The following is a 20,675-nucleotide window of genomic DNA, read 5'->3' on the forward strand; positions in this document are numbered from 1 at the left end:
AGACTATGCAGTACTTTTCCAAGTACTCCTTAAGTACTCATCCGATTTGCCGAGGAACGTCTGCGATGCAGCAGAACGCCGAACAGACTCAGTGTCTACCCCTTTTGCCATTGCGTGATGTCGTTGTTTATCCGCAAATGGTCATACCTCTTTTTGTAGGTCGTGAAAAGTCTATCCAGGCGCTCGAAGCGGCGATGGAGGCTGATAAGCGTGTATTGCTGGTCGCTCAACGAGAAGCTTCTCAGGATGATCCAGATAACGCCGATCTTTATTCCATGGGTACCGTGGCTGACATTATGCAGTTGCTTAAGCTGCCAGATGGAACGGTTAAAGTACTTATTGAGGGTAGTTTTCGCGCGGATGTCTTGGACGTTGAAGAAAACGCGGCTGGCTATACCCAGGCATATTTGATGCCCCGGGAAAGCGAGCCGTTGACCTCTCGTGAGCAAGAAGCGCTGGTGAGGGTGCTGCTCAACCAGTTCGAACAGTACGTTAAGTTATCTAAAAAAGTCCCCAATGAAGTATTGAATTCGCTGTCAGGGATTGAGGATCCAAGCCGCTTGGTAGATACCATCTGTGCACACTTATCGCTCAAAATTGGTGATAAGCAAGAGCTATTGGAGATGGATCGGGTGCGTGATCGTATAGAGCATTTGATGGCTCTGATCGAATCTGAAATTGATCTGCTTCAAGTGGAGAAGCGCATCCGCTCTCGAGTGAAAGAGCAGATGGAAAAGACCCAGCGCGAGTACTATCTCAACGAACAGATGAAGGCCATCCAGAAAGAGATGGGGGACCTTGATAATGTACCTAATGAGGCTGAGAAGTACGAGAAGGCGATTAAAGAATCAGGCATGCCCAAAGACGCCTCTGACAAAGCCACTCAAGAGCTTAATAAATTAAAAATGATGGCTTCTAATTCTGCAGAAGCCACCGTTGTGCGTTCTTATCTAGACTGGTTAGTAGCGGTGCCGTGGAAAAAGCGCACCCGCGTTAAGCATGATCTGGTAAAAGCTCAGCAGGTGTTGGATGAGGATCATTACGGTTTAGAAGAGGTCAAAGCGCGGATTCTCGAGTATCTCGCTGTACAGAAGCGTGTGCGTAAGATGAAGGGGCCTGTACTATGCTTGGTTGGCCCGCCAGGGGTGGGTAAGACCTCGCTTGGTCAATCGATTGCCCGTGCCACCAACCGCAAATATGTGCGTTTGGCACTGGGCGGCGTACGCGATGAGTCAGAAATTCGTGGGCATCGGCGTACGTATATTGGTTCGCTGCCTGGTAAATTGATGCAGCGTATGAGTCGTGCTGGTGTCAAAAACCCACTTTTCCTATTAGACGAAGTCGATAAGTTAGGTATGGATCATCGTGGTGATCCTGCTTCTGCGCTGCTCGAAGTGCTGGATCCTGAGCAGAACAACAGCTTTAGTGATCATTATCTAGAGCTGGACTATGATCTTTCTGAGACACTGTTTATCTGCACGGCAAACTCGATGAATATTCCCAGTGCGCTGCTCGATCGCATGGAAATTATTCGTCTGCCGGGTTACACCGAAGATGAAAAACTGGCAATCGCAAAGCGCTATTTGTTGCCGAAGCAGTTAGAAGCTAACGGTTTGAAAGGCGATGAGCTGACGTTGGAAGACAGCGCGTTGTTAGAACTTATCCGCTATTACACCCGTGAAGCGGGTGTGCGCGAACTCGAACGACAAATTGCAAAGGTGTCGCGTAAAGTTCTGCGCGAACGGATTGAAAACGAAAATGACCCGCAGGCTAGCCAGGCGGGACAGAGCTTAACTGCTGAGCAGATTGAGCACTATGCTGGCGTGCGTCGCTATAGCTACGGCCTGGCTGAGCAAGAAGATCAAATCGGCCGAGTTACAGGCTTGGCTTGGACATCGGTGGGTGGTGAGCTGCTTAATATTGAGTCCGTTGTTACGCCCGGTAAAGGGCGAATCAACAAAACGGGCTCTCTTGGCGATGTGATGAAAGAGTCGGTAAGTGCTGCCCAGACAGTGGTTCGCGCTAGGGCCGAAGCTTATGGAATTGATCCCGATCGATTTGAGAAAGAGGATCTGCATATCCACGTGCCCGAAGGAGCTACGCCGAAGGATGGCCCCAGTGCCGGTATTGCGATGGTAACGGCGATTGTTTCCGCTTATACCCAGCGCGCAGTGCGCTGTGATGTTGCCATGACCGGTGAGGTTAATCTGCGCGGTGAAGTGTTGCCCATTGGTGGGTTGAAGGAGAAATTGCTGGCAGCTCGCCGCGGTGGTATAAAGACAGTGCTGATTCCTGAAGAAAACCGCCGTGATCTCAAGGAAGTACCAGATAATATCAAAGGTGCACTGGATATTCGTCCTGTACGTTGGATTGATGATGTCTTAGCCGTAGCGTTAGCTGATAAAGTAGAAAAAGGTGCGCAGTTAAAAAATACTGAAGCATCGTTTAACAGTGACGTCGTTGCTAGTACCCATTAAGCGGTTAAAGCTCTTTTTGATCTTTAACTTTACTTAATATTTTGGCCCGCTGTCTTGTGTGGCGGGTATTTCGAGGCATGGTTGCTCGACATGGGTTGCTTGACATAGCTTTAGAGGCATTGCTATAAAACGCAGCTATGCTTTGATAGTGATACCCATCGGTGCCATGCCGTTCAGAGCCATTTTTTTTGAAATAGTCAAGGGGTGAAGAGTGAATAAGTCCGAGCTGATTGAAGCCATTGCCGCATCTGCCGATATTCCTAAAGCAGCGGCAACCCGTGCATTGGATGCCATGGTAGAGTCTGTCACCGGTAGCCTGAAGAAAGGTGAAAGCGTATCGCTGGTAGGTTTTGGTACCTTCGCAATCAAAGAGCGTGCCGCTCGAACTGGTCGCAACCCTCAAACCGGTCAGCCGATCCAGATCAGTGCTGCAAAAGTACCCAGCTTCAAAGCAGGTAAAGCGCTGAAAGACGCCGTTAACTAATTTGGCAGCGTTTGTTGTAACCAATGGGCGCATCGCACTGGCGATGCGCCCATGTTATTTTCTGGCCCCTATTTGTTAAGATTTGGCGGGTCGATGTGTTTGGCTGTGACTATCTGAGGCTAGCATGCTGCAAAGTATTCGAGATGGCTCCAGGAGCTGGGGTGCCAAAATTATTATCGGTGTTATGGTCGCGGCCATGGCATTTTTCGGGATTGAGTCACTGTTCGGGCTTTTTGGTAGTGATCCGAATGAAGTGGCGAGCGTTAATGGCCAGCCAATTATGCGTCAGCAGGTTGAGCTAGAGGTGCAGCGAGCGCTCCGTTCAGGGCAGGTGCCACCAGAGCAAGAGCGCGCCTTGCGTAGCGATATGCTCGATCAGCTCATCACTCAGCAACTGCTATCTCAGTATGCTAAAGACGGTGGTTTTAGCGTTTCTGATGAGCAGTTAGATCAGATGATTGTCGGCCTGCCTGAGTTTCATGATCAGGATGGACGTTTCTCCGCTGACGTATTTCGTAATCGCTTAGCGGGTGCCGGCTATACGCCGATGTTGTTCCGCGATGAATTACGCGTTGATATCCAGCGCCAGCATTTGCAGCAGGGCCTCGCTTTTAGCGACTTTAGCCTACCTAATGAGCAGAGCCGCTTGGCAGAGCTACAGCGTCAGCAGCGTAATTTCCGCTATGTCGTATTAGATGGCTCAGATTTAGAAGCTGATATCGCCGTCAGCGAAGAGGCAATGCAGACTTATTACGACGCTAATCAAGCCCGCTTTGAACGGCCTGAGCAGGTACGCCTTGAGTACGTATTACTTGACCGTAGCGCGATGGCGCAAGAGAGTGAGGTCGATGAAGGCGCGCTACTGGATGCATGGCGCGAGCAAAATCGTGATGCTGACCGCCGCGTTTCGCACATCATGGTTACCTTTGGTGGTGAACGCTCCCGTGACGAGGCTCAGGCCTTAGCCGAAACCGCACGCGATGCACTGGATGGCGGTGAGTCTTTTGAGGAAGCCGCGTTACGCTACTCTGACGATACCGCCAGCGCTGAAGAGGGCGGTGATCTTGGGGTTATTAGCCGCGGTTTCTTTGGCGATGCGTTTGATGAGGCTGCCTTTGGCCTTGAGGAAGGTGGCATTTCTCAGCCTGTAGAGTTGGACGGTGCTTTCCATATTATCCAAGTAACGGATATCCAAGGCCCTTCGTTTGAAGAGCAGCGTAATGAGCTAGCGCGTGAAGTAGCCCTGCGTGATGTTGATAGTGATTTTAATCAGCAGGCTCAGAAGCTAATCGATGAAAGCTTTGCCGCGGATGACTTGCAAGGCGTTGCCGACCAGATTGGCTTAACGCTCAATGAAAGTGACTGGCTTGGCCGCGATGATCAAAGCGAGGGAGTGCTGTCTGAACCTGGCGTGATGTCGGCTGCTTTCAGTAGCGACGTACTGGAGGAAGGCTATAACAGCGAAGTGATTGAGCTCGATCCGGATCGGCGCATGGTGCTGCGGGTTGCCGAACAGCGCGATGCTACGCTGCTATCGCTTGATGATGTGCGAGAAGAGGTTGAGATTTCTGTAGCAGCCGAACAGCAGCAGCAGGCGTTACGAGAAGAAGCACAGGCGTTAATCACCCAGCTGAAAGGTAGCGGCCAAGCCGATATTGACTGGCTAGAGGCTGATAACGTTAGTCGCCAGGCCGATACCACGGTGCCTCAATCCATTGTGCAAGAAGCTTTCCGCATGAAGCACCCTGAAGAAGATCAGAGTGTCTATGCATCGGTTGAACTGCCGCAAGGCGTCGCCATTGTGGCGCTCGATAGCGTTAGCGATGGGGAAGTCGATGAGCAAATGCAGACGTTTGTCACCCAAATGTCTGAGCAGCTACGCGCTCAATCCGTTCTACAGGGGTTGATTGAGGATCTGCACAGCGATGCAGACATCGAGCGTTAAAATCGTATTGCCTGTTTGCAAAAAAAAGCCGATCTTCGTGATCGGCTTTTTTAGTGAAGCGACTCAATAATCAGGCGCTGGGCAGTTGGGCCAGTGTGAATTGGCGTAGCTGTGGCGTAGCTATGCCAGTGGTCTCAATAACGATATCCCAGCCATGCTGGGCATCCCAGTCGCCCAGCACATAGCGCTTGGCTGGAACGCCTTCCACCGTCACATCATGTACCAATGGGCGATGTGTGTGGCCGTGAATCATGGTGGCAACGCTGTAGCGCTCCATCAGCGACGTGACCTCTTGCTGCGTAACATCCATGATTGCCTCGGCCTTCGTTGCGTTGGCTTCCCCTGACTGCAAACGCAGACTTTTGGCTAGCTCCAAGCGCTGCTCTAAAGGCAGGGCAAGCATCTGTGTTTGCCACTCTGGATTACGCGACTGTGCTCGAAAAGCCATATAGGCCTGATCCATGGTGCACAGGCTATCGCCGTGCAGTAATACAACGGGGATGCCCTGAATTTCCACCTCGTGAACATCAGGCAGCAACGTTGCCTGGCAGGCCGCTACGAAGCGCTCACCCAGCAGGAAGTCGCGGTTACCGTGCATCAGATAGATGTGGGTGCCATCGTCACTCAGCTTACGTAAGCGCTGAATAACTTCTTGTGCAACCCGGCTGAGCGGATGGGCGGTAGCGTCAAGAAGGTCATCGCCAATCCAAGCATCAAATAAGTCACCCAGAATATATAGGGCATCGGCGCCAGAGGCGGTGTGTTCTAGGTAGTCATAAAACCCCTGATTAAGCTCAGGGGTATCGCTACTCAGATGCAGATCTGCAACAAGCAGTGTGCGCATAAAGCTCCCGGCCTTCGTTATTCAGCGTCTTTGACGTAGGCACGCTCAATAATGACATCTTCAGCAGGCACATCGGCGTGCATCCCGCGGCGAGTAGTCGCTACGTTTTTAATCTCGTTCACAACATCCATACCATCAACGACTTCACCAAATACCGCATAGCCCCAGCCTTGCAGGTTTTTGCCGCTATGATTTAGGAAGCTATTGTCGCCTACATTAATGAAAAACTGCGCAGTAGCAGAATTTGGGTCCTGGGTGCGAGCCATGGCCAGCGTGCCAACAGTGTTTTTCAAGCCATTGTCAGCTTCATTGTCAATGGCGTCACGGGTAGGTTTTTGCTCAAAGTTCTTATCAAAACCGCCGCCTTGAACCATGAATCCGTCGATTACCCGGTGAAACAACGTTTCGTCATAAAATCCGTCGCGGACGTATTGTTCAAAATTCGCCGCGCTAATCGGCGCTTTTTCATGGTTAAGAGCGATGGTGATGTCACCGTGGTTCGTCTGTAATACGATCATTGATAAATTCCTGTTCAATAAAGGCGTTCGCCTTGGCGCTGTGCATCGGCGTCACGTTATAATAGCTGTTTTGCCCTGCACCGCGAAGGCCCATAGTAGTATCCTATGTTTTTAAGGGATGTTTTTACGGGATGTTTTCACGGCATGCCTTCATTGCTTAGTACGCCATCCACCAGAGGTTATCAACACAATCATGACCAACGAGACCACCCCAGCGCCGAACTTCATTCGCAACCAAGTACGCGACGAAATCGAGGGCGGCCAGGTCACTAAAATCGTGACACGTTTCCCACCGGAGCCAAACGGCTTTTTGCATATCGGCCATGCGAAGTCGATCTGTTTAAACTTTGGGTTGGCGGAGCAGCTGGGTGGCGAGTGTCATTTACGTTTTGACGACACCAACCCGGCGAAAGAAGAGCAAGCCTACATTGATGCGATTAAAGAAGACGTCAGTTGGCTAGGCTTTGAGTGGGCAGGCCCCGTGCGTTTTGCTTCGGACTACTTTGATCAGCTTTACGCCTGGGCGCAGCACTTGATGCGTGAAGGCAAGGCCTATGTCGACGATCTTTCACCCGATGAAATTCGTGAGTACCGCGGCACGCTGACGTCGCCAGGCAAGCCTAGCCCTTATCGCGAGCGCAGCGCCGAAGAGAACCTGGATTTGCTAGCGCGCATGCGTGAAGGTGAGTTTGGTGAAAGTGAAAAAGTCGTGCGTGCAAAAATTGACATGGCGTCTCCTAATATCAATCTTCGCGACCCCATCCTTTATCGTATTCGTCACGCCAGCCATCACCAAACGGGCGATAAATGGAAAATTTATCCCTCCTACGATTTCACCCACGGCCAGTCGGATGCCATCGAAGGCATTACTCACTCAATCTGCACCTTGGAATTTGAAGATCACCGCCCCCTTTACGAGTGGTTTTTGAACAACCTGCCGGTGCCTGCCAAACCGCGCCAAATTGAGTTTTCCCGGCTAAATCTGGATTATACGCTTACCTCCAAGCGCAAGCTGAAGCTGCTGGTCGATGAAAACATTGTCAATGGCTGGGACGATCCGCGCATGCCGACTATTTCTGGCATGCGTCGTCGTGGCTACACGGCGGCGTCTATTCGAAAGTTCTGCGAGATGATTGGCGTTACTCGCGCTGATGGTGGCTTGGTTGATATTGCGATGCTAACCCACGCGATTCGCTCGGATCTTGAGGACAATGCACCGCGAGCCATGTGCGTATTGAAGCCGCTGAAAGTCGTGCTGACCAACGTTCCGGCAGACCACGAAGAAATGTACGAAGTGCCTGGGCACCCAGCGCGCGATGATATGCCGATGCGCAAGGTGCCGTTCACTCGGGAACTCTACATCGACCAAGAAGACTTCATGGAAGATGCGCCCAAAAAATTCTTCCGCCTGGCGCCAGGTAAAGAAGTCCGTTTGCGCAATAGCTATGTGATTCGCTGCGATGAGGTCATTAAAGACGCCGCCGGTGAGATTGCCGAGCTGCACTGTTCGGTTGATTTTGACACCCTGGGCAAAAACCCTGAAGGGCGTAAGGTTAAAGGTGTGATTCATTGGGTTAGCGCACCTCACGGCGTGCCGGTAGAAGTGCGTCTGTATGACAACCTGTTCACCATTGAGCAGCCTGATCGTGATAAAGATGTCGATTTCCTTGAGCACTTAAATCCTGAGTCTTTGGTGGTGTGTTACGCCATTGGAGAGCCTAGCCTTGCTGAAGCTACTCCTGAGTCACGCTTTCAATTTGAACGTGTCGGCTACTTCTGTGCTGATCGTCACGACACCACGCCGGAAAAACTCGTGTTTAACCGTACCGTGGGTCTGAAAGATAGCTGGGCTAAAATCAAGCAGAAGGGTTAAGGGCTGAGAAACATGGATAGGCATATGCATATTTACAATACGTTGACGCGACGCAAAGAACCTTTCACCCCGCTAGTGGCGGGAAAAGTGAGCATGTATGTTTGCGGCATGACGGTGTATGACTATTGCCACCTTGGGCATGCCCGAGTGATGGTCGCCTTTGATGTCATCACGCGCTATTTGCGTGAGCGTGGTTTCGAGGTCAACTACGTACGCAATATTACCGATATCGACGACAAAATCCTCAAGCGCGCTGATGAAAATGGTGAAAGCATCTCGGCACTGACTGAGCGTATGATCGCAGCCATGCACGAAGATGAGGCGCGTTTATTCGTCTTGCCGCCGAGTCACGAACCGCGCGCCACCGGGCATATTGGCGATATCGTGGCCATGATTGAAACGTTGATTGAAAAAGGTTATGCCTACGCGGCTGATAATGGAGATGTCTATTATCGGGTACGTAAATTTGCAAATTACGGCAAGCTTAACAACCGCCAGCTTGACGATATGCGCTCAGGTGCGCGGGTTGATATTGATGTCAACAAAGAGGACCCGCTCGATTTCGTCCTCTGGAAAGCGGCTAAACCGGGCGAGGCTCACTGGGCGTCGCCCTGGGGCAACGGTCGCCCTGGCTGGCATATTGAGTGCTCTGCGATGTCGACCTGCTGTTTGGGCGATACGTTTGATATTCATGGCGGCGGGCCGGATTTAACCTTTCCGCATCATGAAAATGAAATTGCCCAAAGCGAAGCGGCCACTGGCAAAACTTACGTTAATACTTGGATGCATGCTGGGGCAGTGCGTGTGAATCAAGAGAAGATGTCCAAGTCGCTGGGCAACTTCTTTACCATCCGCGACGTGTTGGCCGAACACGACCCCGAAGTAGTGCGTTTTCTGCTGGTGGCGAGCCATTATCGTAGCCCTATTAACTATTCAGTAGATTCACTGACGGAAGCAAGAAAATCACTGACTCGCTTATACACGGCGCTGCAGGATGTGGAAGTTAGCGTCGCAAATAGCACAGCGTCGACCTATCGTGAGCGTTTTACTCAGGTCATGGACGATGATTTCAACTCTCCAGAAGCGCTGGCCGTATTGTTTGAATTAGCGCGAGAACTCAATCGCGCCAAGCAGGAAAAGCCTGAAGAAGCGCCTCGCCTGGCCGCTGAGTTAAAGCAGCTTGGCGCTATTTTGGGGCTGCTTCAGCAAGTGCCACTAACCTTCTTGCAGGGCGCGCAGCTGGCTATGCCACTTAGCGAAAGCGAGATTGACGCTAAAATAGCGCAGCGCATAGCGGCCAAAGCGAATAAAGACTTTGCCCAGGCCGATGCAATCCGCGATGAGCTTGCAGCGCTAGGCATTATTCTTAAAGATGCTCGGGAAGGCACGTCTTGGATCTTTGAAGCGCCTTAGCGTATATCCATTAAATGGCTTGGCTGAGATAGGCTCTGACTTAAACGCTAAGGGTCTTTTTATATTCAAGACGCTGAAGGCTCTTATACTCAAGGCGCTGAAGGCTCTTATACTGGATAAGAGCCTTAGTCGACAAAAGCCCACTGCAAAAGGAATTCCAAGATGCGCTTTTCTGCTAATTCTTTCATGGCTAATTGCTTCACTGTTAAGCCCTTGATCGGTGCCTGTGCCGTATCTTTGACGGCATTCTCTTACGCCAGCGCTAATGAGCCGGTGGTCGTCTCATCAAAAATCGATACGGAAGGTTCCGTGCTGGGTGAGCTGATTATTCAGACTCTTGAGCGCAATGACATTGCTACCGAAAACCGCTTGCAGCTAGGCGCTACCAGCGTGGTTCGTACAGCCTTAGAAGCTGGTGAAATTGATGTGTACCCAGAGTACACGGGGAACGGCGCCTTCTTCTTTGATATGACCGACAGCGGCGTGTGGAATGACGCTGACAAGGCGTATGAAACCGTTCGAGAACGCGATGCCGAGCAAGGCTTAGTGTGGTTACAGCCTGCTAGCGCTAACAACACCTGGGCAATGAGTATCCGTGAAGACGTCGCCACCGAGAATGATCTAGTAAGCCTCGATGATCTGGCCGCCTATTTAGCTGACGGTGGCGCGTTCAAATTTGCGGCTAGCGCTGAGTTTGTAGAATCAGCGCTAGCGCTTCCAGCGTTCCAGCAAGCCTATGGCTTTACATTGGGCGATGATCAGCTGCTGGTGCTTTCCGGAGGTAACACTGCCGCTACTATGCGCGCCGCAGCGCAGCAGACCAGCGGTGTTAACGGCGCTATGACGTATGGCACGGACGGCGGATTAAAAGCCTTGGGTTTAGTGGTTCTGGAAGATACCAAGGGCGTACAGCCCGTTTATCAACCTGCGCCCGTAGTACGTGAAAGTGTCCTGTCCGAGTATCCGGAAATGGAAGCGTTACTTAACGAAGTGTTCGTCACTCTCGACTTAGATACGCTGCAAACGCTTAATGCCGATGTGGCGGTTAACGGCTTATCGCCGGCCCAAGTGGCCAGTGACTATCTTGACACGCTGGATCAGTAGCGCCTGATCTCGTTAATCACTAGTCTTTGATGCTCAGGATGATTCATTAATGTCGCTACGGGATGCACTGCCGACCCCCCGCATCCACCGAGATGGGCTGAACCCTAATGCTGTGCTGATTAGCCTTAGCATTGTCATGCTGGCGGCATTCTGGACATTAGACATGGTGAGCATGGCCCCCAATCGAATTGTATTGGGAACCGGCTATAGTGCCCCGGCAGCGTTTGGCTGGCCCGGTGCACTGTTAGCCACGCTACTGTTCTGCGCCATTAGTTTTTTAGCGTGGCAGCCAAGTCAGCGCCACTACCAAGCGCTGCTAGCGGTGGTGGTTATGCTAATGGCCTTAATGCCGTTCGGATTAATAGTCAGCAGCTTTTTATTAATTGAGCCTGAACTTGCCCAGGCGCGTTTAGGCCTGGGAGCCGGGTACTGGGTGACGCTGTTCATACTGTTGCTGTGCTTGGTAGAGCTGCGTTTACGCCTAAACCTAACACGCCTATGGCCCACTCTGTTGCTCAGTGGCATTGCCTTAGTGTGGTGGCTGTGCGCCACGCTCTGGTTAGATAGTCTTGCTTTGGTGCAAGAGTTTAAAGCGCGTGATCAGCTGTTTATCCGTGCTGTTGGCCAGCATATGACGCTGGTGGGTATTGCCGTTAGCGTGAGCATTGTATTGGGGCTTGCGCTGGCGCTATTAATGCGCCGCTACGCACGGCTACAGAAAGTCGCCTTCACGGTACTCAATTTCCTTCAAACGATTCCTAGCATTGCACTGTTTGGCTTACTGCTGGCACCGCTTGCCTGGCTTGCCGTGAACGTGCCTTTTTTAGCCAAGCTTGGGGTTAGCGGTATTGGCACAACGCCTGCTTTAATCGCATTAATAGCCTACAGCCTGCTTCCCATGGTACGTAACACCTATACCGCGCTTGAAGAGGTTAGCCCTGTGACATTAGAGGCTGCCAAAGGTATGGGCATGCGTGCTAGCCAGCGATTTTGGCAGGTACGGCTGCCGCTGGCGCTACCGGTGCTGTTAGAGGGCGTTCGCATTACCACAGTTCAAGCTATTGGATTGACCGCCGTGGCGGCGCTGATTGGTGCAGGAGGCCTTGGCACCTTTATTTTTCAAGGTTTAGGTCAGGCGGCAATGGATATGGTTTTGCTTGGCGCATTGCCTATTTTAATGCTGGCTCTCGTAGTTGATGCAGGTTTGGGGGCGCTGGCTGAAGCGCTGAGCCCCGGGGGGACAAGATGATTGAGCTTGCGCACGTCTCTAAGCGATTTGGCAGTGAAATCGCGGTAAACGATATCTCGTTACGGATACCCAAAGGCAAGTTCTGCGCATTAGTCGGCACCTCCGGCTGCGGTAAATCGACGACGCTGCGTATGGTTAATCGCTTGATCGCGCATAGCGAGGGCGAAATCATCCTCGATGGAGCGTCGATCGAAACGTACGACCCGGTAAAACTACGCCGCCGGATTGGCTATGTTATTCAACATACGGGGTTATTTCCTCACTGGAGCGTGGCGCGCAATATTGGCCTGGTTCCGCGGTTGTTAAAGTGGCCATCAATAGACGTTCAGGCGCGTGTAGAAGAGCTGATGCAGTTGCTGGGCTTGCCGGTCGAAGAGTTCGGGCATAAATATCCCCACCAGCTTTCGGGTGGCCAAGCGCAGCGGGTAGGCGTTGCGCGCGCACTCGCTGCCAATCCCGATATTATGCTGATGGACGAACCCTTTGGCGCGCTTGATCCTATCACCCGTGAAAAACTGCAGGATGAACTAGCAAAACTGCAGGCGCGAATGCACAAAACCATTGTGTTCGTGACTCACGATATGGACGAAGCGCTAAAGCTAGCCGACCACTTGGTTGTCATGCGAGATGGGCGGATTGTCCAGCAGGGCTCACCCCTTGCGCTGTTAAAGCATCCCGCCGATCCTTTTGTTGAATCGCTGCTAGGCGGCCTTGAGCGGGGCTTGAAACAAGCGGCACTAACGCGGGTTAAAGACCACATGAACTCGCTGGGTTCAGCGCTGCCTGCCCAGTCACGTATTCCCGCGGACTTTTCACTGCGCCAGGCGCTATCTATGATGCTACGCGACCATAGCGATCGGCTAACCGTTGTCGATCAGCATGATGTACCTGTCGGCGAGCTTTCGTTACGCAAAATTGTAAAAGAAGCCCATCTGGACAAAGGCAGTTCGCGTGAGTAATTCGCTATGGCGATGGCCGCTGCTGTGGATCTCGCTACTGCTTATCAGCGTTGTGGGAATGTCTGCTGCTGAGCCACTTTTTCACTGGGTAGAACCCGATGCTCGGCAGGTGATTTACAGTCGCGCCGATTTTTATGTGCTACTCGGACGCCATCTTTTTGTTGTCGGCATCGCGGCGCTGGTGACGATTAGCGTTGGTGTCTCAGCGGGGATTGCCGTCACCCGCAAGCGGGGGAGCGACTTTCTCCCTTTGGTAGGCCAGGTAGCATCATTGGGCCAAACCTTTCCGCCGGTGGCCGTCTTAGCGCTGGCAGTGCCGGTACTGGGCTTTGGTACGCTGCCTATCATTGTGGCGTTAATGCTTTACGGGCTGCTTCCCATTGTGCGTAACACTCTTACGGGGCTGCAAGAAGTTGATGCTGAGCTTATAACCGCGGCTCATGCAATGGGCATGACGCCGTTACAAATATTACGCCAAGTAGAGCTGCCTTTAGCGGCCCCAGTTATATTGGCAGGCATCCGCACGTCGGTGACGATTAATATCGCCACGGCCGCACTAGGCGCGACCGTCGGGGCCAGCAACCTGGGCGACCCCATTATTTCCGGCATCGTTAATGGCAATATGGCCTATGTCGTTCAGGGGGCACTGACGATTGCGTTATTGGCGTTATCGGTCGATAGTCTGTTTGAAGTGCTGCAACGCCAGCTGCGTTCTCGTCTCTCTGCGTCTTAAGTAGCATCCCTAAAATCCTTGTGCTGCGTTACTGTCGCAGTAGTTGTGTTGGCCAATGGCAGATAAATCCACTGGCATGAATGGTCTTAACCAGCAACACTGCCCTCATAAGGGGTAAAACAAGGACAATATTCATGACAAAGTACGTACACCAGCCGGATTTTATGACCGGTGATGAGCTTTCGATACCCACGTTTAGCCTGCTTGATCCCGAAGGTGATCTTTACCCAGGTGCCGTAGAGCCCGCCCTTGAACGTGACCACGCTCGGCGTATTTATCAAGCGATGCTCGCTACGCGTATTTTAGACGAGCGGATGCTGGCGGCTCAGCGCCAAGGGCGTCTCAGCTTCTATATGCAGTGCACCGGGGAGGAAGCGGCCGTTGTGGGAGCCGCTGCGGCTCTTAATGATGCCGATATGATCATGGCACAGTACCGTGAGCAGGGCGCCTTGATGTATCGCGGCTTCTCAATTGACGAGTTTATGAATCAGCTCTTCGGCAATGACCTGGATTACGGCAAGGGTCGGCAAATGCCAATTCACTATGGGTCGCGTAAGCTTCACTACATGACCATCTCGTCGCCTTTAGCGACACAAATCCCACAGGCAACGGGCTATGCGTATGGGCAAAAGCTCGCGGGTAACGGTCACTGCACGCTAACCTTCTTTGGCGAAGGTGCCGCATCAGAAGGTGATTTCCACGCCGCGTTAAATATGGCGTCGGTGCACCAGGTCCCGGTTATTTTCTTCTGTCGTAATAACGGCTATGCCATTTCAACACCTGCCGTTGAGCAGTTTGCGGCTGACGGCATTGCACCGCGTGCCTTTGGCTACCATATGCACGTTATTCGCGTTGACGGTAACGATGTGCTGGCCGTCTATGAAGCGACCCGTCAGGCACGCAAAATCGCCGTGGAGCGCAACCAGCCGGTACTGATTGAAGCGATGAGCTATCGCCTGGCGGCACACTCATCCTCTGATGACCCTTCTGGCTATCGTTCTAAAGACGAAGAAGAGCTGTGGCGCGCCAAAGATCCGGTGCTACGGCTTCACAAATGGCTTTTGAAAAAGCAGTGGTGGAGCGAAGAAGAAGAGACCGCTCAGCAAGAAACACTGCGTCGTGAAGTACTGGAAACCATGAAGCGCGCTGAAAAACGCTCATCCCCGCCCCTTGAGAGTTTAATCAGTGATGTATATGCCGACATTACCCCCGAGCTGCAGCGTCAATTTGATCAGCTTAAGCGGCATATTCGTCGTTATCCGGATGCCTATCCTCGTGGCGCCAAGTCGCTAGATTTGGGCGTCGGCTCAGGCACTGATTCTCAGGGAGAGGCGTAACATGGCCACAATGAATATGCTCCAGGCGATCAATAACGCTCTGGATATCGCCATGGCAGAAGATGAAAAAGTCATTTGTTTTGGCGAAGATGTGGGTATTTTTGGCGGGGTGTTTCGTGCCACTAGTCATCTGCAGGAGAAGTATGGCAAATCGCGCTGCTTTAATACGCCGCTGGTTGAGCAGGGCATTATCGGGTTTGCCAATGGCTTGGCAGCCCAAGGCTCGGTGCCCGTAGCGGAAATTCAATTTGCCGACTACATTTTTCCGGCATTCGATCAAATCGTCAATGAAACTGCCAAATTCCGTTACCGTTCAGGTGACCTATTCAACGTCGGTGGGCTGACCATTCGCACTCCATACGGTGGCGGTATTGCGGGGGGGCTCTATCACTCCCAGTCGCCAGAAGCCTATTTTACCCATACGCCAGGTTTAAAAGTGGTGGTGCCGCGTAATCCTTATCAGGCCAAAGGATTGCTGCTGGCTGCTATTCGTGACCCGGACCCAGTGCTTTTTCTGGAACCCAAACGTCTCTATCGCGCCGCGGTAGGCGAAGTGCCCGAAGAGGACTTTCAGCTGCCCATTGGTGAAGCTGAAGTAATCAAAGAAGGTACGGATATCACTGTGGTCGGCTGGGGCGCGCAGATGGAAGTTATTAGTAAAGCCGTTGAATTGGCCGAAGAGCAGGGGATCACCTGTGACGTCATTGACCTGCGCACGCTGCTGCCTTGGGATGCCGATACGGTTGTGGAGTCGGTGCTTAAAACAGGCCGCCTAGTCGTGAGCCATGAGGCGCCGTTAACTGGCGGCTTCGCCGGTGAAATTGCTGCCACCATTCAAGAACGTTGTTTTCTCTACCTTGAATCGCCCATCGCCCGGGTGACAGGGCTTGATACGCCTTTTCCGCTGGTATTGGAAAAAGAGTACATGCCTGATCACCTGAAAATCTTTGAAGCGATTCGCGAAAGCGTTAACTTTTAGCGGCTGAAAGCGCCTAAAAACGCATGGGGAGAATAACAATGAGTGATTTTTTACTACCTGATATTGGCGAAGGCATTGTCGAGTGTGAAGTCGTCGAGTGGCACGTTGCTGAAGGTGACGTCATCGCTGAAGATCAGCCGATCGTTGAAGTCATGACCGATAAGGCACTGGTTGAAATCACCGCGCCTGAGGCGGGTATTGTTACCAAGCTTTACGTTCCTCAAGGCCAAATTGCTAAAGTGCACGCGCCGCTTTATGCCTACCAAATTGACGCTAAGCATGAGCCCGCTGGCTCTGTAACCTCGTCGGTAGCCGACCAATCCGGCACTGATGAAATGCCGGTAGAGCTACCTGAACATGGTTCAGACTTGTCGACGGACACGGCCGCTCACAAGTCCGGCGGCGAGTACGCGGGTGGCTATAAAGTCCCTGCAAGCCCTGCCGTTAGGCGCTTAGTGCGTGAGCACTCCCTAAAGCTTGCGGACATTGCGAGCAGCGGCAAAGATGGCCGAGTGCTAAAAGAGGACGTGCTGGCGCATTTAGACCAAGCGTCGCCAACTACTGCCTCTGCTAACGCGGCATCGAGCCAATCGGCGCTAGCAATGCCCGGCAACGGCACCGAGCCCAGGGTCGAGCCGTTACGCGGCATACGGGCCGTCATGGCGAAACGTATGGTGGAGGCGGCCAGCACTATTCCGCATTTCCATTATGGCGAAGAGATTGATGTTACCGCGCTACTATCGTTAAGGGAGCGCTTAAAACCGCTGGCAGAGGCTCAGGGCGAGCGGCTAACGTTAATGCCGTTCTTTATGAAAGCGATGGCGCTGGCGGTTGCTGAAACGCCTATTCTCAATGCGCAGTTAAATACGGCGGGCAATGAACTGCATTACTACCCACAGTGCAATATCGGTATGGCGGTGGATAGTAAAGCGGGCTTGATGGTGCCCAACGTTAAACGCGTTGAGCGGCTAACCTTGCTGGAAATAGCCCGTGAAGTAGGCCGGTTAACGACGTCAGCCCGCGAGGGGAGAGTCGATCAAGCCGACCTGAAGGGTGGCACCATTAGCATCTCGAACATCGGCGCTTTAGGTGGTACCTACGCCTCACCGATTATCAATGCACCGGAAGCCGCCATTGTTGCTATTGGCAAAACCCAGTGGCTGCCGCGTTTTGATGAAAGCGGCGCGGTTGTGCGTCGTGCCATCATGACCATTACCTGGGCAGGTGATCATCGCTTTATCGATGGCGGGACGATCGCGCGCTTTTGTAATACTTGGAAGGGGTTTCTGGAAACGCCGGACGCCATGCTGCTCCATTTGGCGTAACGTTGATGTCTCAGGCACCGCTTCAGCAGTTTTATATACCCGAAGAGCAGTCGGTATATCTGCTGAGTCACCACGATGCCCGTAAGCTTAAAGACTGGGTGGCGCTGTGCCAAGCGCAGCTCACTCAGTTAGGTTACCAAGGCATTGAGTTAATTGGTAAAGGGGCTTACGGCTTCGTATTTGGCGGTAGCGCCACGCGGCAGGGTGCTACCGCTCATTACGTATTTAAGTTTTCACGCATCACCTTGCCAACCCATCTGCAAGAGCGCCTTGAAGAAGAGGCGTTTATGCTTGATCAGGTCTCGCATCCGCGAATCCCCGGCTTGATTACCTATCAGCGCTCCCGCGGCCAGTCTATTCTGGTGATGAAGCGTGCACCCGGCTGGAATTTAGAGCAGATCTCGCTTAAGCAGGGGCGTCTCTCTGCGCGCTTGATCGTGCGCATTGCCGCTCAGTTGGCCGATATTGTTATGGCTCTGCGGCGGGAATCTGGGCCTAAGTCTCGGGCGGTGGTTCATGGTGATATCAAACCCTCCAATTTGGTGTATGACCCTGAGCACGAATCGATTGCGCTAATCGACTGGGGCTCATCGGTGTTTGCTCAGCTAGATGCCGAGCTGCAGTTTGTTGGCGCCAACGTGATGGAGCTAATGTCGGACAATCTGCAGCAAACCAATGCCCGCCTAGGAGATGTTTACTTTATCGGAGAGGAGCAGTTGAACGGGGCGCTCTCATCGCCGCGGTTTGATGAGCAGGGTGTTGCGGGCACTCTGTATGCTCTTGCTTCTGCTCAGTCCTGCCGCTTTGGCCACCGGGCTATTCCTGCCTGCTCGCTGGGCTTACCTATGGAGTTTGCGCGTACTTTGGACGGCATGTTGGATCCGGATGCTTACGTTCGGCGTAAAGCCGGCGACTATTTTTTACATCATATGGCGCGAATGGCCAGAATAGTGATGATCGATCTGCCCACATCTCTCGATGTGCCGCTGGTACCTGTTTGGGGCCGCCCGGCTCAGCAGGAAATTGATACCGTTGTGTATAGCTCACGCAAAGCTTTTCTACGCGAAGCCAATGCCCAAGAAACCCTTAATGACGTCAATGATGTACAGCTGGATCGCTATTACAAGCAGTTTATGCAAGGCATGGGCGAGACTGAAAAGGCATTTTTGGCCTCGGTAAGCCGCTTGGGCAAATACCCGGTAGTGGGTGGTTTGGCGGTGCGCTGGGAGCGGGAAGGGGTATATATCGACTCTTCGCTAAACCTTCACGACCCGGCACTCAAGCCTGCCTTTATAGAAGCAGTCAATAACATGGTGCACTTGGCTCGAGCCATTCATCGCCAGGGGGTATTTAAAAGTTGCCTGTTTAATGCTCGCCAGACCCTGCACTTAGAGCGTGCTTCAGCAGATGACGTATTTGTCCGCGAATCAACGATGACCATCAGCTATGAGCTAAGTGCGATGCCAGAGCTTGAAGACCGTACGCGCCAGCACAGCTATTTTGAAGACGGTCCTGACCCTGAAGAGCTACTGGTGCTGCCTGCCTCAATAATGCGAGTGCTGCAGCAGCTCAACGATATTCACCACACCGGTATGATTATTTTTGAAGCACTGCCTCAGCACCTCAAAATCCACAGTTACTACCGGTTACTAGACCCTGGTAAAGAGCGTGAGTTTGGCACGCTACTGGACAACATTCTGGCATCGGTTAGCGAAATTGAAGGCCTGGGAGTATCTGGGTTTATGAAAATGCCCTATAAAGACACCCGCTATTTTACTCACCTTGAGAAGCAGCCTGAGCGCTTTTATCCTCGCGACCCGCGGGAATATGTCAAGAAACAGGCAACGCAGTAACGGCCAGGCATTAGTGGCTGTGCGCATTAGCAATTACGTCTGACTGCTGTGCCAACCAGGCTGCCAACTGCTCTGTCAGCTCATCGCTGGCAAGGCCAAAGGCATCCACCACATCAGTAATGTCAACGCTGGTAGCTTGCGCGCTGGCGCTAAAGTCCATGGCAGCCAGAGGCGTTCGGTTTTGAGTGCCTAGCAGTTGCACGTCAAGCTGCACCTTCACCGTCGGTGGCTGGGTAACATAGTCGCTTTGGAAATGGCGAAGCTCGCTGAGTAGCAGCAAGTCATGCGGTAATCGATCACTGCCTACGCCAGCAAACAGCTGGCTCTGCTGTAGCCCATCTATCAAACGCGCCTGCAGCAGCTCAGGCGTATCTTCGTGCCAGCGGGCATCTTCATAAACATTGACAATAGCGCGCTCGGGATAGACCACAATCCGGTTGCTGCTCAATAAATAACCCGCTTCCGGTGCCGCAATACCAAGACGCTGGTTAGCTAGCGGCGCATGAGAAGCGGCGACAGCTATAGGGGCCGCGGGCAAACGATAAAGCGTTGCAGGTTCACTTTCGGGCAGTATTGAACAGCCGCTGGTGAATAGCAGCGCGGTGCTAACTAAGATGAACGCCGTGTGCCGATAGTTCATGGGCGGAACTCCTTTATCTGATCTCGGCCCAGAAGGAAGTCCGTCGGGCTGTCTTCTAACTGACGTGTAATACGGTCAAGGGTATTCAGCGTAGAGCGAAGCGACGAGAGCGCCGGCGCAATATCTTGTGCGCCTTGCAGGCTGCCTTCAATGGCGCCAGCATTGGTCTCTACTAATTGTTCGACGCGCTGTGCCGCGCTGGCCACATCGCGGCTGGCGTCGGCGGCGCTTTGCATCACTAATCGGCCATCTTCGCGTAGTAGCTGCGTGGCTTCTTGGCTAAGTGCATCGATGCTTTCAAGGGTCGTGGTCGCTTGCCGAGACACATCACTGAACAGCGCCATGTTTTCGTCCAGAGCACTCTGCTGATTCGCGATCATTTCAGTGATTCGGGCGATGTTGTTGAGAATCGTGCCTGCCTGTTCACGGTTGTTATCATCAAACAGGTCGTTAACGCTTTTTAGAATGGCGTTAATGTTCTCGATCATATCCTCACCTTCATCGAACAGTGTTGCGATGGGGGAAGGGTCTGACTGAATGAAGGGAGCATCGGCATCAGTTTGATCAATCAGCCGTTGGCTTTCCGGCGTGCCGCCGTAAAGCTGTACCGACATGCTTCCGGTAATGCTCGCAAACGCAAGCTTCGCTCGCGTGTCGGTTTTTATCGGCGTGTCTTCGTACACCCGGATATTGGCAACCACTTGGCGCGGGTCAGCAGGGTCTAGCGTAAGCTCGGTGACATCGCCTACTTCGATGCCGTTATACTGTACCGTGCTGCCAATGGATAAACCGCTAACGCTACGTTCAAATAAAATGCGATAAGGCTGGTAGTCACGTTGCCCGGATGCATAGCTCATCCATAGTGCAAACAGCAGCGCTGCGGCCACGGTCGCCAGTGTGAAAAAACCAATTAAAACGTGGTGCGCGCGCGTTTCCATGTGC

17 protein-coding genes are annotated in these 20,675 nt (G+C 52.6%); 13 read left to right on the forward strand and 4 right to left on the reverse strand.

The genetic code is table 11. The features are described 5' to 3' along the window. Nucleotides 1–65 precede the first annotated feature (65 nt). The 3 genes from lon (at nucleotide 66) to ACT3RP_RS07690 (ending at nucleotide 4,906) form a co-directional block, all read left to right on the forward strand. Nucleotides 66–2,477, forward strand: a complete 2,412-nt coding sequence (lon, locus tag ACT3RP_RS07680; protein ID WP_441685546.1) for an endopeptidase La — start codon at nucleotides 66–68, stop codon at nucleotides 2,475–2,477. 211 nt (nucleotides 2,478–2,688) lie between these two features. After that, the gene (locus ACT3RP_RS07685; RefSeq protein ID WP_096279859.1) at nucleotides 2,689–2,961 is read left to right on the forward strand and encodes an HU family DNA-binding protein; all 273 of its coding nucleotides are present in this window, start codon (nucleotides 2,689–2,691) and stop codon (nucleotides 2,959–2,961) included. 124 nt (nucleotides 2,962–3,085) lie between these two features. Next, on the forward strand, nucleotides 3,086–4,906 hold the full coding sequence (locus ACT3RP_RS07690; protein WP_096279861.1) for a SurA N-terminal domain-containing protein: 1,821 nt from the start codon (nucleotides 3,086–3,088) through the stop codon (nucleotides 4,904–4,906). 70 nt (nucleotides 4,907–4,976) lie between these two features. On the opposite strand, the gene ACT3RP_RS07695 is transcribed toward ACT3RP_RS07690, so the two are convergent. Together ACT3RP_RS07695 and ACT3RP_RS07700 are read right to left on the reverse strand one after the other, a co-directional pair. Further along, nucleotides 4,977–5,750, reverse strand: coding sequence for a UDP-2,3-diacylglucosamine diphosphatase (locus ACT3RP_RS07695; protein ID WP_096279863.1), 774 nt, complete (start codon nucleotides 5,748–5,750; stop codon nucleotides 4,977–4,979). Nucleotides 5,751–5,767: 17 nt separating this feature from the next. Next, entirely contained in the window at nucleotides 5,768–6,268 is a 501-nt protein-coding gene (locus ACT3RP_RS07700) for a peptidylprolyl isomerase (RefSeq protein ID WP_096279865.1), read from the reverse strand. A 193-nt stretch (nucleotides 6,269–6,461) separates the two neighbouring features. Here ACT3RP_RS07700 and ACT3RP_RS07705 point away from each other — a divergent pair, with 193 nt between their 5' ends. From ACT3RP_RS07705 to ACT3RP_RS07750, 10 genes are all read left to right on the forward strand, one after another. Continuing rightward, on the forward strand, nucleotides 6,462–8,141 hold the full coding sequence (locus tag ACT3RP_RS07705; RefSeq protein ID WP_483393571.1) for a glutamine--tRNA ligase/YqeY domain fusion protein: 1,680 nt from the start codon (nucleotides 6,462–6,464) through the stop codon (nucleotides 8,139–8,141). 24 nt (nucleotides 8,142–8,165) lie between these two features. After that, nucleotides 8,166–9,554 (forward strand): cysteine--tRNA ligase, encoded by a 1,389-nt coding sequence (gene cysS / locus ACT3RP_RS07710; protein ID WP_441685537.1) that lies wholly within the window; start codon nucleotides 8,166–8,168, stop codon nucleotides 9,552–9,554. A 162-nt stretch (nucleotides 9,555–9,716) separates the two neighbouring features. Continuing rightward, the gene (gene osmF / locus ACT3RP_RS07715) at nucleotides 9,717–10,658 is read left to right on the forward strand and encodes a glycine betaine ABC transporter substrate-binding protein OsmF (RefSeq protein ID WP_483393572.1); all 942 of its coding nucleotides are present in this window, start codon (nucleotides 9,717–9,719) and stop codon (nucleotides 10,656–10,658) included. Between the two features lie 49 nt (nucleotides 10,659–10,707). Next, nucleotides 10,708–11,907 (forward strand): ABC transporter permease, encoded by a 1,200-nt coding sequence (locus ACT3RP_RS07720; protein WP_441685535.1) that lies wholly within the window; start codon nucleotides 10,708–10,710, stop codon nucleotides 11,905–11,907. Next, nucleotides 11,904–12,866 carry an ABC transporter ATP-binding protein gene (locus ACT3RP_RS07725; RefSeq protein ID WP_441685533.1) on the forward strand — a complete coding sequence of 321 codons (963 nt, stop codon included), beginning with the start codon at nucleotides 11,904–11,906 and terminating at the stop codon, nucleotides 12,864–12,866. The genes ACT3RP_RS07720 and ACT3RP_RS07725 overlap by 4 nt, the downstream gene beginning before the upstream one ends. Beyond that, a complete protein-coding gene (locus ACT3RP_RS07730; protein ID WP_441685531.1) occupies nucleotides 12,859–13,599 on the forward strand; it encodes an ABC transporter permease in 741 nt (246 codons plus the stop codon). Before ACT3RP_RS07725 ends, ACT3RP_RS07730 begins: the two co-directional genes overlap by 8 nt. 134 nt (nucleotides 13,600–13,733) lie before the next feature. Then, nucleotides 13,734–14,936, forward strand: coding sequence for a thiamine pyrophosphate-dependent dehydrogenase E1 component subunit alpha (locus tag ACT3RP_RS07735; RefSeq protein WP_096279877.1), 1,203 nt, complete (start codon nucleotides 13,734–13,736; stop codon nucleotides 14,934–14,936). Between the two features lies 1 nt (nucleotide 14,937). Beyond that, a complete protein-coding gene (locus ACT3RP_RS07740) occupies nucleotides 14,938–15,915 on the forward strand; it encodes an alpha-ketoacid dehydrogenase subunit beta (protein WP_441685529.1) in 978 nt (325 codons plus the stop codon). Between the two features lie 38 nt (nucleotides 15,916–15,953). Then, on the forward strand, nucleotides 15,954–17,240 hold the full coding sequence (locus ACT3RP_RS07745; protein WP_441685527.1) for a 2-oxo acid dehydrogenase subunit E2: 1,287 nt from the start codon (nucleotides 15,954–15,956) through the stop codon (nucleotides 17,238–17,240). A gap of 5 nt (nucleotides 17,241–17,245) precedes the next feature. After that, nucleotides 17,246–19,093 (forward strand): protein kinase domain-containing protein, encoded by a 1,848-nt coding sequence (locus ACT3RP_RS07750; RefSeq protein ID WP_483393573.1) that lies wholly within the window; start codon nucleotides 17,246–17,248, stop codon nucleotides 19,091–19,093. 10 nt (nucleotides 19,094–19,103) lie between these two features. Here the strand turns inward: ACT3RP_RS07750 and ACT3RP_RS07755 are convergent, their stop codons facing one another. Continuing rightward, complete coding sequence (locus ACT3RP_RS07755) at nucleotides 19,104–19,733, reverse strand: ABC-type transport auxiliary lipoprotein family protein (protein WP_444672606.1); 630 nt, start codon at nucleotides 19,731–19,733, stop codon at nucleotides 19,104–19,106. Continuing rightward, the gene (locus ACT3RP_RS07760; protein WP_096279888.1) at nucleotides 19,730–20,671 is read right to left on the reverse strand and encodes an MlaD family protein; all 942 of its coding nucleotides are present in this window, start codon (nucleotides 20,669–20,671) and stop codon (nucleotides 19,730–19,732) included. Before ACT3RP_RS07760 ends, ACT3RP_RS07755 begins: the two co-directional genes overlap by 4 nt. Nucleotides 20,672–20,675: the final 4 nt, after the last annotated feature.

Source organism: Halomonas sp. AOP5-B2-8, from assembly GCF_052376475.1.
GTDB lineage: Bacteria > Pseudomonadota > Gammaproteobacteria > Pseudomonadales > Halomonadaceae > Vreelandella > Vreelandella casei.

Excerpts from the sequence above, each read along its gene's own strand:
- lon (WP_441685546.1), top strand. The coding sequence starts at position 66 with ATGCAGCAGAACGCCGAACAGACTCAGTGTCTACCCCTTTTGCCATTG.
- ACT3RP_RS07690 (WP_096279861.1), top strand. The coding sequence starts at position 3,086 with ATGCTGCAAAGTATTCGAGATGGCTCCAGGAGCTGGGGTGCCAAAATT.
- ACT3RP_RS07695 (WP_096279863.1), bottom strand. The coding sequence starts at position 5,750 with ATGCGCACACTGCTTGTTGCAGATCTGCATCTGAGTAGCGATACCCCT.
- ACT3RP_RS07700 (WP_096279865.1), bottom strand. The coding sequence starts at position 6,268 with ATGATCGTATTACAGACGAACCACGGTGACATCACCATCGCTCTTAAC.
- ACT3RP_RS07705 (WP_483393571.1), top strand. The coding sequence starts at position 6,462 with ATGACCAACGAGACCACCCCAGCGCCGAACTTCATTCGCAACCAAGTA.
- cysS (WP_441685537.1), top strand. The coding sequence starts at position 8,166 with ATGCATATTTACAATACGTTGACGCGACGCAAAGAACCTTTCACCCCG.
- osmF (WP_483393572.1), top strand. The coding sequence starts at position 9,717 with ATGCGCTTTTCTGCTAATTCTTTCATGGCTAATTGCTTCACTGTTAAG.
- ACT3RP_RS07720 (WP_441685535.1), top strand. The coding sequence starts at position 10,708 with ATGTCGCTACGGGATGCACTGCCGACCCCCCGCATCCACCGAGATGGG.
- ACT3RP_RS07725 (WP_441685533.1), top strand. The coding sequence starts at position 11,904 with ATGATTGAGCTTGCGCACGTCTCTAAGCGATTTGGCAGTGAAATCGCG.
- ACT3RP_RS07735 (WP_096279877.1), top strand. The coding sequence starts at position 13,734 with ATGACAAAGTACGTACACCAGCCGGATTTTATGACCGGTGATGAGCTT.
- ACT3RP_RS07740 (WP_441685529.1), top strand. The coding sequence starts at position 14,938 with ATGGCCACAATGAATATGCTCCAGGCGATCAATAACGCTCTGGATATC.
- ACT3RP_RS07745 (WP_441685527.1), top strand. The coding sequence starts at position 15,954 with ATGAGTGATTTTTTACTACCTGATATTGGCGAAGGCATTGTCGAGTGT.
- ACT3RP_RS07750 (WP_483393573.1), top strand. The coding sequence starts at position 17,246 with ATGTCTCAGGCACCGCTTCAGCAGTTTTATATACCCGAAGAGCAGTCG.
- ACT3RP_RS07755 (WP_444672606.1), bottom strand. The coding sequence starts at position 19,733 with ATGAACTATCGGCACACGGCGTTCATCTTAGTTAGCACCGCGCTGCTA.
- ACT3RP_RS07760 (WP_096279888.1), bottom strand. The coding sequence starts at position 20,671 with ATGGAAACGCGCGCGCACCACGTTTTAATTGGTTTTTTCACACTGGCG.